Origin of the sequence: Phyllobacterium sp. 22229, assembly GCF_052056495.1 — a bacterium.
Taxonomy (GTDB): Bacteria; Pseudomonadota; Alphaproteobacteria; order Rhizobiales; family Rhizobiaceae; genus Phyllobacterium; species Phyllobacterium myrsinacearum.
Map to the genome: position 1 here is coordinate 1 of NZ_JBQEPA010000069.1, position 395 is coordinate 395.

A 395-nucleotide genomic window follows, 5' to 3' on the forward strand; every position below is an offset into this window, starting at 1 on the left:
ATGCCGATTTACTTGCAGATTGATGGAATTCAGGGCGATGCGACGCAGGAGACGCACAAGCGCTGGATGGACATTGAAGCCATTCATTGGAATGTGGGGCGTAAGATGAGCACGTCCGCCGGTTCAGCCGCCAACCGCGAAGCCTCCGAACCCACGATCAGTGAAGTTGTCCTGACGAAGGTGAGCGATTCCTCCTCAACGAAATTGTTTCAGGAAGCCGTGTCGGGCAGCTCCGGCAAGCTTGCAACCATTCATCTGGTCACCACCGGCAATCCCGGCCAGACCTATATCGAATACAAGCTGACCAACACGTTGATTGCCAATTATTCGGTTGATTCCAACGGCGACCGTCCGATCGAGACGCTGCGCCTGAACTTCACCAAGATGGAAGTGAA

Annotated in this window: 1 protein-coding gene; it reads left to right on the plus strand. The window is 54.2% G+C overall.

The window, feature by feature from the left end; translation table 11 throughout:
- Window positions 1-395: type VI secretion system tube protein Hcp (locus ACTJJ7_RS28105; protein WP_440969512.1), on the plus strand; the 395-nt coding region annotated here is incomplete at its 3' end.